At 55.8% G+C, this 10,903-nt stretch carries 12 protein-coding genes; 7 read left to right on the forward strand and 5 right to left on the reverse strand.

The window, feature by feature from the left end; all coding sequences use genetic code 11:
• The 3 genes from AB4043_RS09000 to AB4043_RS09010 form a co-directional block, all read left to right on the forward strand.
• Window positions 1–1,517, forward strand: a 1,517-nt coding sequence (locus AB4043_RS09000) for a serine hydrolase domain-containing protein (RefSeq protein ID WP_442306898.1), incomplete at its 5' end; no start/stop codon positions are given.
• Window positions 1,518–1,893: 376 nt separating this feature from the next.
• On the forward strand, window positions 1,894–2,427 hold the full coding sequence (locus AB4043_RS09005; RefSeq protein WP_442303301.1) for a hypothetical protein: 534 nt from the start codon (window positions 1,894–1,896) through the stop codon (window positions 2,425–2,427).
• A gap of 403 nt (window positions 2,428–2,830) precedes the next feature.
• The gene (locus AB4043_RS09010; protein WP_442303300.1) at window positions 2,831–3,319 is read left to right on the forward strand and encodes a VOC family protein; all 489 of its coding nucleotides are present in this window, start codon (window positions 2,831–2,833) and stop codon (window positions 3,317–3,319) included.
• Window positions 3,320–3,524: 205 nt separating this feature from the next.
• Here AB4043_RS09010 and AB4043_RS09015 read toward each other — a convergent pair whose 3' ends face one another.
• On the reverse strand, window positions 3,525–4,160 hold the full coding sequence (locus AB4043_RS09015; protein ID WP_442303299.1) for a TetR/AcrR family transcriptional regulator: 636 nt from the start codon (window positions 4,158–4,160) through the stop codon (window positions 3,525–3,527).
• Between the two features lie 213 nt (window positions 4,161–4,373).
• On the opposite strand from AB4043_RS09015, the gene AB4043_RS09020 reads away from it, so the two are divergent.
• Entirely contained in the window at window positions 4,374–5,246 is an 873-nt protein-coding gene (locus tag AB4043_RS09020) for an NmrA family NAD(P)-binding protein (RefSeq protein ID WP_442306899.1), read from the forward strand.
• A gap of 353 nt (window positions 5,247–5,599) precedes the next feature.
• The gene (locus tag AB4043_RS09025) at window positions 5,600–6,019 is read left to right on the forward strand and encodes a DoxX family protein (RefSeq protein ID WP_442303297.1); all 420 of its coding nucleotides are present in this window, start codon (window positions 5,600–5,602) and stop codon (window positions 6,017–6,019) included.
• 139 nt (window positions 6,020–6,158) lie between these two features.
• Here the strand turns inward: AB4043_RS09025 and AB4043_RS09030 are convergent, their stop codons facing one another.
• The 4 genes from AB4043_RS09030 to AB4043_RS09045 all read right to left on the reverse strand — a co-directional run bounded on the left by AB4043_RS09030 (window position 6,159) and on the right by AB4043_RS09045 (window position 8,302).
• Window positions 6,159–6,449, reverse strand: a complete 291-nt coding sequence (locus AB4043_RS09030) for a hypothetical protein (protein WP_442303296.1) — start codon at window positions 6,447–6,449, stop codon at window positions 6,159–6,161.
• Window positions 6,450–6,594: 145 nt separating this feature from the next.
• Window positions 6,595–6,912: a hypothetical protein gene (locus AB4043_RS09035; RefSeq protein WP_442303295.1), complete on the reverse strand. Its 318-nt coding sequence runs from the start codon at window positions 6,910–6,912 to the stop codon at window positions 6,595–6,597.
• Window positions 6,913–6,992: 80 nt separating this feature from the next.
• Window positions 6,993–7,391, reverse strand: coding sequence for a dihydrofolate reductase family protein (locus AB4043_RS09040; protein WP_442306900.1), 399 nt, complete (start codon window positions 7,389–7,391; stop codon window positions 6,993–6,995).
• A gap of 32 nt (window positions 7,392–7,423) precedes the next feature.
• Entirely contained in the window at window positions 7,424–8,302 is an 879-nt protein-coding gene (locus tag AB4043_RS09045; protein ID WP_442303293.1) for a carotenoid biosynthesis protein, read from the reverse strand.
• 54 nt (window positions 8,303–8,356) lie between these two features.
• On the opposite strand from AB4043_RS09045, the gene AB4043_RS09050 reads away from it, so the two are divergent.
• Together AB4043_RS09050 and AB4043_RS09055 are read left to right on the forward strand one after the other, a co-directional pair.
• On the forward strand, window positions 8,357–9,712 hold the full coding sequence (locus tag AB4043_RS09050) for a Gfo/Idh/MocA family oxidoreductase (protein ID WP_442306901.1): 1,356 nt from the start codon (window positions 8,357–8,359) through the stop codon (window positions 9,710–9,712).
• Window positions 9,713–9,918: 206 nt separating this feature from the next.
• Window positions 9,919–10,903: ABC transporter permease (locus AB4043_RS09055; RefSeq protein ID WP_442306902.1), on the forward strand; the 985-nt coding region annotated here is incomplete at its 3' end.

Genomic DNA, 10,903 nt, shown 5'->3' on the forward strand with positions numbered 1-10,903 from the left:
GGCGGTATGGACGCACCCCTTTGTTCGCCATCGTGGTCGTGACAACCCTAGCATTTTACGAGGCTCATGCACAGCAACCCATATCCAACGCGGACACGCAGGCGCAGATATCTCATATCGAGAATGGTTTACTACCGTCCGTCGTCATCAAAGGGCAACCCGCTGCAGCGATGAATCTGACCGACAGAATGCTCTACTACCATGTACCAGGTGTCAGCATTGCGTACTTCGACCACGGAAAGATCCAATGGACAAAGGCTTACGGGGTCTCAGACGTACAAGCAGGTAGTCCGGTTACCCCCGAGACACTCTTTCAGGCAGGGTCAATCAGCAAACCGATTGCTGCGCTTGGAGCGCTCAGTCTAGTACGAAGCGGCAAACTGAAGCTGGATGAGAATGTAAACAACGAACTCCATTCATGGCACGTTCCCGATAATGAGTTCACGACGAGCCAGAAGGTGACGCTCCGTCGATTACTCAGCCACAGTGGAGGCGTGAATGTCCACGGATTCAGCGGCTACGAAGCGGGTCAACCCCTCCCAACAGTGATTCAAATCCTCGATGGGCTGAAACCGGCAAGCTCACCGCCGGTACGTGTCGAAACCGTGCCGGGGTCGGTGTATAGCTATTCAGGCGGCGGCATGATGATCGTGCAGTTGATGATGATGGACGCAACGGGGAAAAGTTTCTCAACACTCATGCACGATCAGGTACTCAGCCCCATGGGCATGACTCGCAGCACGTATGAACAACCGCTGCCATCCAATCTCGTCAGTAGGGCAGCACTGGGATACGGATCACATGGCACACCTATCCCGGGCGGCTTCCATACCGTTCCCGAGATGGCTGCTGGAGGTTTATGGTCAACGCCCACCGACCTCGCGCGCGCCGCAATCGAAGTGCAGAAGGAGTACGCCGGAACATCGGATAAGGTTCTTACTCAAGCTTTGGCGAAAGAGATGCTGACCCGCCAGAAAGACAATTGGGGTTTAGGTTTCGAGGTGGAGAAGCCGGGTGCAACGCCTCGCTTTGATCATTTCGGCGTGAATACAGGCTTCGTTTCCGTGCTGCAAGCGTATCGCGACAACGGACCAGGCGTCGTGATAATGACCAATGGACAACAGGGCGAAAAGCTCATCACCGAAATTCTTCGTGCTATCGCCCATGAGCATGCCTGGCCAGACTTTCAGCCTGCCGAGCACACTTTGATCAAACTTGATCCAGCTTCGCTGAAAGGCTTGGAGGGAACTTATGATCAGGCCGACAAGGATGGGCAGGACAAACTTACCGTCACCATACGAGACGGGAAACCCTACATCTCGGGATCCTATAGCGTGGGATCGACGTATCATTTCGGATTCGCGGGGTCAGTTGAGCTGCTGCCTGAGACGCGGGACGAGTACTTCACCTTGCAGACGGGAGTTGCGACCTTCCGCTTTGAAAGAACCCGCGAAGGTCTAGTGGCTAGGTGCGTTGTGGTTTCCGGTACGAATCAGCGTGAGGCGAGGAAAATATAAATAACGACAAGTCGGCTTCTCGTCAGTAACCTCCGAATCACTCACGAGATGAGCGTTTATTAGGACTAATCCCATTCGCCACGAACCGGTTCGGAAGTATGCACACTACGAAAAAGATGGGGTGGCGAAAGCTCGCTACCATCTCACATCCATCTCGAAAAAGGTTTTAACGGTTGCCGCCCGCGACTTTGAGCATGCCCCCGGGACATGGGGCACCCGGTGTATGGGTTGTCTCGGATTTGTTGACACACAACGGTGATTCGGCAGCGGCACAAAATTACCTGCGAGCAACAGAGGCGTGGTTTGATACTTTCTACGTGACCGTCTGCCCTGTTATCTGTGAGGCGGTTACAACCAATTCGAAAGGCACTCCCCAATGAAGCCTTCTCTTGTTCTGGCTGCTCTTATCTTCGTCTCCACATCCGCTCTCGCCGCGACTAAGCCGGTTCCTACGTCGTGCACGCCGGAGGTGAATGCCACGCTGCTGCAGTTCCTGCATGACAACAGCGGAGACTCGCACGCCCAGCTCGACAACGTGATGGTCTGCGGCACGGCCATTGCCGACTCCTTCGAGCAGCGCGCCAGCTCCACTGGTACCGGGGCGCATCAGGTGATTCTTCTGAACGTCCCCACCAGTGACGGATCGAAGGTTACGGTCGAGATCGTCTCCAACGACAGCCTTGACGGTGTCGTGACCGCATCCAGGGGCGACGCAGTTTATGCCTATGGACAGGGATACATCACGTCCTCCCGCGATATCCGCAAACGCATTCATCCGCTAGCCGGTGTGCACGACACGCACTGCGCGACCAACTCCCATCTGGATGATGGATGGGTCCTCGTTAATGGCACGCGTTATCCGGCGCAGGCGTGCAGTACATCGACTCGGCGCAGGCGGCGTTCGCGTTAAATGGCTTTCTCGCATTGCTCAACCATTCGTCGCGCCTGGCGCGACCGTTTCGCACCACAGGTGCGAATGCCTTGCTTAAGGGGACGGCTTTAGCCGTCCCGCACAGGCTCCGCGAAATCGCGGCTTTAGCCGCTGAGGTACCAGAGTCATTCCGTTAGAAACGGAAGACACGCACTAGAAGTTGAAAATGTACCTCAGCGGCTGAAGCCGCGCTCTTACTGCTTTTTATACGGCACGGCTAAAGCCGGCCCTTAAGCAAGGCAAGAACGAAGACAAGACAATGTAAGCGATCTTCTCGCGGGTGTCGCACGGTTTTCAGCACTGGCGAGCGCTCAGGACTTTCCATTTCTACAAGACAATCGAGCTCTCCTGGCACTACGCTGATGCGCCAGGAGGAATGTATATGGCAAGTCAATACAAAGGTGTTCCCGAGGGAGCCTCAGCCATTATCCCAAGGCTCTACTGTAGCGACGTTGAGGCAGAGATCGAGTTCTGTTGCGACGTGCTTGGCGCGGTCGAAGGCGTCCGTCGGCCAGGCCCTGACGGGCGGGCACAGCATGCGATGTTGCTATTCGGTGCTGCGATGCTCATGATTGAGGGCGAGAACCCGGAGGTTCCAACTCGCCCCCCAAATCCTGACGGAAGCTCTCCTGTTGTCATCTATCTTTACGTGGAAGATGTCGACGCGACTGTGGAACGGGCACTCAAGCGCGGTTGCAGGCTTGTGGTGCCGGTAGAAACGCATTTCTGGGGAGACCGGATTGGATGGGTTCAGGATCCGGCCGGGCATATGTGGACAATCGCAACGCGCGTTGAGCAGACAACGGAAAACCAGCGCCGTGAGCGTTGGTCGACGATCTTGTCTGGAGACTCGAATACACCAAATCCCTGATAAGAATCCCATGACTTTCATCGTGTCCTGCAATTCTCTGCGTTAGAGCAATTCTCCTAATACTGTGGTGTTGGATAGATCCGCGAATGCCGTTTTCTTTGCGGAAAACGGCGCAAATAGCCAGCACTCCGCTCTACACCTTTAGGAGAATTGCTCTAGCACTCCACGGGCATACCTCCAACAACTCCTGAGCAGGCAGAAGCTGTTATCGCTTTGAGGAATTGGACCGGCCGGTTCGCTTACTGATTACGCTCTTTGGCAATCGCGGAACAGCCTGAACGCCCGCCCAAAGCGTGGCAATCGTTTGCTCGATCACGAGAGTCTGGTCAGGCAAGTCTGGCACAACCCCCTGGATGACCATGAGCGTGGCGAGGCCGAAGATCGTGTACCACCAGGTGTGGGCTACCACGATGTCATCCCTACTTGGTAATCCTTCATCCTTGGCAACATCGAAAAAGAGCTGTACGAAACGTTGGAACAAAGGCCTGCCAATGTCGTCGATATATTGTCCAGCACGAATGCCGTTGCGGCTCTCCGGCCCGAAGAAGACGTTGCGGAACTGCTGTGGATGGGCAGTGCAGAACTGAATCAAGCCGCGTGAAGTCGCGAAAAGGCGCTCCTTCGGCACAAGATGTTCAGCGGCAATCGCGTCGAAGTTCTGAATCAGCAGCCCGATCGTCTCGCTGCTCAACTCGGCAAGAATGTGCCATTTGTCGGGGAAATGTTGATAAATCACCGCGTGGGTATAGCCGATCTCTTTAGCGATCTCGCGAAGCGTCACGGCTTCGTAGCCGCGATCGGCAAACATTTTGCTGGCAGCCGCAAGGATTTCGCCCCGCAACCTCTCCTTGCGCTCTACCCGGCGACTTGGTGATGTGGATGTCACTTCAATACCTTAGTCCCTTTTGATGACTTTTTCGACCGATTGTTAATTTATATCCATTGGTTACATAACCACTGATTAATTTGTAACCAATGGTTTTTTCAGGTCTCTAATGCTCAGGTCGCTCATTTGGATGGGCTGCCAAATACGAGGCAAAAGGAGAACACGAGCATGTATTTAGTCATGGGCATTACGGGAAAAGTCGGTGGCGCCACCGCGCGGCATCTGCTGAAGCAAGGCAAACAGGTGCGGGCACTTGTGCGCAATCGCGAGAAAGCAGCGAAGTGGGCAGACCAAGGCGTGGAGTTGGTGGATGGAGACTGGAACGATGCGACAGCCATAGCGGCGGCGCTCAAAGGTGTTGAGGGCGCATTTGTTATGTTGCCGGCTGTATGGGCACCCTCGCCTGATTACAGAGAAGCAAAGGGCGTGATTGCGAACTATGTCGAGGTGCTGACCAAGGTGGTGCCTCCGCGGGTGGTAGCGCTCTCGTCGATGGGCGCGAATAGAACAACCGGTGTGGGGATGATCACGGCCTTATCACTCTTGGAGCAAGGTCTTCGCACCCTGCCATCTCCGGTCGCATTTGTACGCGCAGGCGGCTTTTTCGAAAACTTTCTTTTCGGCTTACAGGTCGCCCAGGGCGGAACACTACCGGTCTTCTACAATCCTACAAACCGAAAATCGACAATGGTTGCGTCAGACGACATCGGCGCAGAGGTGGCAACGCTTCTGACCGGGCCGGCGTGGTCAGGGCATCGCGTCATCGAGCTGGGTTCGATGGTAAGCGCGGATGAAGTGGCCGAACAATTGGGTGAAGTCCTGACACTCGACGTAAAAGCCTTTGCGGTGCCGCGTGCGGGATGGGCGGAAGCGTTCGAGCAGTTCGGCATCCCGAAGGGCCACACCGGGCCTGCCGAAGAAATGTTTGAGAGTGTTAATGCGGGATGGATGGACCTCRGAATCACGGGTACGGAGCACGTAGCGGGTACGACGTCCGCACGCGATGTGTTTGCGGCTGCGCAGAACGCTGTCAAGGCGTAAGTCCGGGGCAAGGTGAATCAGCCCCGGTTCCTTGGGAACTGCGGCGCTAGCTTCAAGAAAAATCGAGGAATGTTCTTGTTTTGAGTGCGACCGGCGGAACCGGACGGCTGATCGGCCGGTTCCGTCGAAGGCGAGCGCCGATCCGTCGCGAGTAGACATGATCGAGGGCGCTGCTCGTGGCAAGGGCACCCTCACCTGTTCTGTTGTGGTGAAGGATGCAGAAAGCCCTCGATTAATGCGCGCACCGGAGGCCTTCCCACTCATGCAGTGCGTTGAATTTAGTCGCGTACAAGAACCGATCTATTGCAGAACGATTCAAACCATTTAAACCGCAGGAAGAAGGTCGCTTCAATATGAAAGCTGAACACACGATAGATAAACCCGCGCGGGCAGGTCGAGCGACTCAAATAGCCGCGACTGTAATAACCGGCCTTGTCGCCTTCACCTGGGTGTACTTCGGGAGGTTATATCTAATTCATGATCCCGACGAATGGAGGATCGCCAATCAGCAGCTCGGATACCCGCTCTATATCATCCCTCTGATTGGCGTGACCCACATCCTTGGTGGCGTGGGCCTTCTGATTCCTAATGTGCCTCGATTGACTGAGTGGATTTATGCCGGTCTCGTGATCGACCTTGCACTGGCGTTCTATTCACAACTGAATGGCGGTGGCAGTACTTGGGATAAATTTGATCCGATTCTCGTCATGGCGTTCGTCTTTGCTTCGTATGTATTAAGACGCTGCATGCGCGCAAACAGGTGGTCGATATGAAGAACACGTCGTCCTTTAACTTCTGGACAGCTAAAGCTCAAATGGCGAGAACAGGACAACGCACTCATCGAGGCAGCTCTCGCAGCGGATAAAGAAGCGCCTCTCGTCGATAGGAGAATTGGCGATTTGTCACGAACTCTCACAAGTGAAGCAGGTACACCGGGGCCAGCGCGGCAAGCGCAGCTGCCATCTGCACGGCAATGACCTTCAGGGACTCTCTGGGCGCGCGGGGCAACCATGTAACGGCGAAGAAGAGGAGCAGAGGCACCTGCCCCGCCATCAGCAGTTGCCAAATGTGGGCGGCTGTCCCTTCGTCTTTGTCATGCGGAACACCGAAAATTGCGAGCGTAATCAGAACATCCGCCAGCGCAAGAAGAGACATCGCAATGGGAAGAAATGCGCTTGGCTTCCTCAGTATCGTCGTAAACATCTGGCACAGTCTCCGTTCCATATCGATCGATATCGACAAAATGTAGACTTTGTTGTCAGGAAGCGCTGGCGGAGAGGAACTCTGGATGTTTCCGCCAGACGTCATCCGGGATCGGTCTGCCTGCCGGTAGCAAAGACGTTGCCGTTCAGGATTTCAACTCGACTGCAATCACCTCAAAGGGTTCATCGCTCATATTTTCTGGAGCGTGTTGGATGCTGTCCAGGTATTGGACATCTCCCGCGTTGCCCTGCATGTTAAGAACCTCGCCATTCGGCAAGATATGCCGGCTGTGATGAGGAGTTAGAAAGATACCTACGAGAGGCGGGTGGCTGTGCATGGGTGACTTCTCGTGGGGTCCATATCGAATCCGGAGCACTCTGACCTTTTCGTTCTCGAATTCCACGGTGTAATGCTCGGGATCGCAGGTGATTGGGTCGGCAGCCGTTACTGTTGACGTTGCCATGGGAACCTCCTTTTGTGCGCGCCAGTATAGAGCATTTTTCCTGTTGCTGGGTATCCCGGAAGGGGCGTGCAGCGGCGTTTTCATTGCGGAAAACGCCCATAGATGCCGAAGCCCTGCACTACACCTACATCCGCCTTCAACTTGCGGATTGCATCGGGATCGAAAGATCGCTCGATTCTTGTGTGTGTGCTGCGCGGCTCAGTGAGAGTTCTCGAGTAAACGACTTTCTCGGCCGCCTGCCACTGCCTGGCAAAATCGAGCACGAACTGCGGCTGATCGGGAATCGTATGCGCGGTCTCCCAGTACAGCATCGTCTCGTAGACTTTCCGTCCATAGAGGCAGGTGCGAAATGACGAGACATGCTTGAAGATCCAGGTGTGCACCTCTTCGTCTTTGGGAGYGCCCCAGCCAAAGCCACCCTGCTCGTCTTCGGTGTAGCCATCGAGTGACGTGTTCATCATGTAGATCAGCTTTGCCATGCAAGTACCTCCCGTTTACACCAATCATCTGTTCAAGAAGAGTCTGCGTTGCGAGCATGTCCCGAGATGTACAGAGAGACGCAGGCCACCAGGCTCAAAGGCGCCATCAGGAAAATGGAAACGAGACGAGATGTACGAAGAATGCTCGAAATCATCCATTCTTTGCCTGTCGCGTCTACGAAAACGCTCCCCAAGGAAGAAGGCGCGATCACCAGAAGATTTCCCAGTGCAGAGAGAGCGTAAAACAAAATGGCTGGAAGGTAATGGCTCTTGCGCGCTGGCAGGGTCTCTTGGTTTTGGAGATAGAACGCGAATAGCTGATAGAAGACGTATGCGGTCAGAAGCCAGCCCAGGAAGTTGCTGGTCGGCACTCCGTAATACGAGCCGCCATCCCGCCAAACCCAGCCGTGATCGACATCCGCCCAGACTGCTTCCATCGAGAGGTCCCATGCGGTCATGACGAAACTGGCGATCATAGGCGTCCAGACGATTCTTCCGCCCGACAGCGGCCTGTTTTCGCCGCCCACAAGTGCAACGCTGACGACCCACGACAAATAACCCATCCCGACATAGGCCAGAGCAAGCAGTATGGGAAGGTCAAGGATCTTCGGTCCCATCAGGTCAGTGAATCGGTAATGGCCAAACGGAAAGCCCGTCCGTAAGCTCACGCTTTCCAAAAGTGCTCCAACCCCGAGAGATAGGCCCGTGAAGACAAGTACGCCACGCAAACGGTAGACGCGTGCTCCGTGTAGCACAGCAAAAAGTACAGGAGGAACCACATGGAAGATAACAATGATGAGATTCGGTACCCTCCCTGCAAAAGGCTGGAGAGTCCTGCCTATCAGGTACAGAAGCAGCAGTCCCCATAGCAGGAGCCGGCTCTGATCGTTCTTCAGGCGATTCACCGGCATATGTGAAGTCTATGTGAGAGAGGCCCTTGAAGGCTTACGCCAGCAAACGCGGCGGTGTATTCTGTGCGCGTGTCGAAAACAACTGAAAAATTTCCCTCTCTGAGAACTCCTGAGGCCGCCGTACCCCTGCGTGTCGACCGCCGTAACTTTATCAAGACGAGCTCTCTGGCCGCTGGTGCGCTCGCGTTTGGTGCGCCTGCATTTGTGCGCGGACAGAATCTCAACAGTAAGTTGAACATCGCCTGCATCGGAATCGGCGGGAAAGGCCGCAGCGATACCGATGCCTGCGCCGGTGAGAACATCGTCGCGTTGTGCGACGTGGATACCGGTTCCGCGGCGTATGAGACGCAGACCAGGAAATATCCGAGCGCGAAGTTTTACAAAGATTTCCGGCAGATGCTGGATCAGATGGGCAATCAGATTGATGCGGTAACGGTTTCGACACCGGACCATATGCATGCGATTGTGGCGTCGATGGCAATGAAAAAGAACAAGGCGGTGTTCTGCCAGAAACCGCTGACGCAAACGATCTATGAGGCGCGTTATTTGCGGGAGATGGCGCACGACAAAAAGCTCGTGACGCAGATGGGCAATCAGGGCAGCGCCACGGACGGTCTGCGCCGCGCAGTGGAGACGATCCAGGACGGACTCATCGGACAAGTACATGAGGTGCACGTTTGGACGAACCGCCCGATCTGGCCCCAGGGAATGGAGCGCCCGGACGGAGAAGACCCGGTTCCTGCGACCTTAGATTGGGATACCTGGATTGGTCCGGCTGCGGTGCGGCCCTATAAGGATCGCCGTAAACCAAACGATCGGGAAGGAATCTACGCACCGTTTAACTGGCGCGGCTGGCAGGACTTCGGCACCGGTGCGCTGGGTGACATGGCCTGCCACACGGTCAATATGCCGTTTCGTGCTTTAGACCTCGATTACCCGACTGAGATTGAAGCGATGCCTCTCGGGCAGATGAACAAGGAATCGTATCCCCTCGGTTCCAAAATCCGCTTTGACTTTCCCAAGCGCGACGGCCGCATCCCCGTCGAGCATCCGCATCTCTTCCACCATTACAAAAAGATTGAGCACGATGCGGTGACACTATGGTGGTACGACGGCGGCCAACCCGACCCGGGAGCCCGTGGCGGCCATGACCTGACCAACAAGCCGCCGATCGAACTGACTGCCGACATCGTGGCGCTGCAGGGCAAAGTTCCCGACAGCGGTTGTCTGCTGATTGGCGACGGTGGCACGGTCTTTTCGCCCGACGACTATGGGACCAATTTCTTCGTGAAGCTGAAAGGTGAAGAGAAATTCGTCCACCACCTCAAACACCGTAACGAAATGGATGGGGCACCCGTGCGCTGGGTGCCCCATCCATTTCGTACTGGAGCCCGTTCACTGGTTCGCTAGTGTAAACCGGTGAACGCAGTTTGATGGTTAAGACACGCAGAGTCCTCTTGACATCGGCTCCAATATGTTGATATCAACATAAATTGTCGAGACAATTACCATTGACGTCTCCAAATTTCCGGTACTCCCGTAAAAGCGGTGAACCGGTGGGCGAAGTCTGGAAATCGAGGACATGCATGTCATTCTTCCGCGATCTGAAAATTGCTATGCGCTCGCTTTGGCGCGTCCGCACGCTGTGGTTTACCGTCGCCATCACGCTGGCACTCGGAATCGGCGCCAATGCAGCCATCTTCAGCGTGGTGCGTGCGGTGCTGCTGCGTCCGCTGGCGAATCGTGACGAAGATCGCCTGCTCTATGTTCGGCAGAGCGCGCCCGGCCTTGGCGAACAGAACACCAACTTTTCGATTCCTGAAATCGACGATCTTAGCAAAGACCTCAAGACCGTTACGGAGCTTGGCACCTTCTCGCCGGTGGACTTCACGCTCATCGGCCTGGGTACGCCGCGCCAGATACCGGCGGGTGTTGTGGACGGTCACTACTTCGAAGTGATGGGGCTGCGTCCGGTGCTGGGCCGCCTGCTGACGACATCCGATGATGGCCCGAACGCGGCGGGAGCCGTAGTGCTGACCTATCGCTTCTGGAAGGAATCGCTCCACGGCGATCCAGGCGTGCTCGGCAAGCAGGTCCATTTAGAAAGTTTCGGTGGGCCACGCAACGCAACCATCGTCGGGGTGCTCGAACCCTCGGTTCCTTATCCCGTTGTCACCGAGATCATCGCCAACGTCGTCACCAGCCCGCACCATCTGTCCGCCACGATGGTCGCGGGCCGTGAGCATCGCATGACCGAGGTGTTCGCCCGCCTGGCGCCGGGCGCCACGCTGGACGCTGCACGCTCGGAGCTGCGCGCACGCCATGCCGCCATTGTGGCTGCGCATTCTGACGTATACAAACCTGACAATCATTACCAGATCGATGTGAAGCGCATGCACGACCAGATCAATGCGCGCGCCAACACCGTTTTGTGGGTGCTGTTTGCCGCCGCGGGCCTGCTCTTTCTGATTGCGTGCTCCAATGTTGCCAACCTCGTATTAGCCCGCACCGTGCGCCGCGAATCTGAGCTCGCCGTTCGCGCTGCGCTCGGAGCCAGCACGGCATCGCTGCGCCGCTCGCTGTTAGCCGAAAGCCTGGTGC

This window comes from Terriglobus sp. YAF25, assembly GCF_052113305.1.
Taxonomy (GTDB): Bacteria; Acidobacteriota; Terriglobia; order Terriglobales; family Acidobacteriaceae; genus Terriglobus.

Bases quoted from the DNA above. Each gene is read 5' to 3' on its own strand.
- AB4043_RS09010 (WP_442303300.1), top strand. From the start codon at position 2,831: ATGGCAAGTCAATACAAAGGTGTTCCCGAGGGAGCCTCAGCCATTATC.
- AB4043_RS09045 (WP_442303293.1), bottom strand. From the start codon at position 8,302: ATGCCGGTGAATCGCCTGAAGAACGATCAGAGCCGGCTCCTGCTATGG.
- AB4043_RS09035 (WP_442303295.1), bottom strand. From the start codon at position 6,912: ATGGCAACGTCAACAGTAACGGCTGCCGACCCAATCACCTGCGATCCC.
- AB4043_RS09025 (WP_442303297.1), top strand. From the start codon at position 5,600: ATGAAAGCTGAACACACGATAGATAAACCCGCGCGGGCAGGTCGAGCG.
- AB4043_RS09005 (WP_442303301.1), top strand. From the start codon at position 1,894: ATGAAGCCTTCTCTTGTTCTGGCTGCTCTTATCTTCGTCTCCACATCC.
- AB4043_RS09030 (WP_442303296.1), bottom strand. From the start codon at position 6,449: ATGTTTACGACGATACTGAGGAAGCCAAGCGCATTTCTTCCCATTGCG.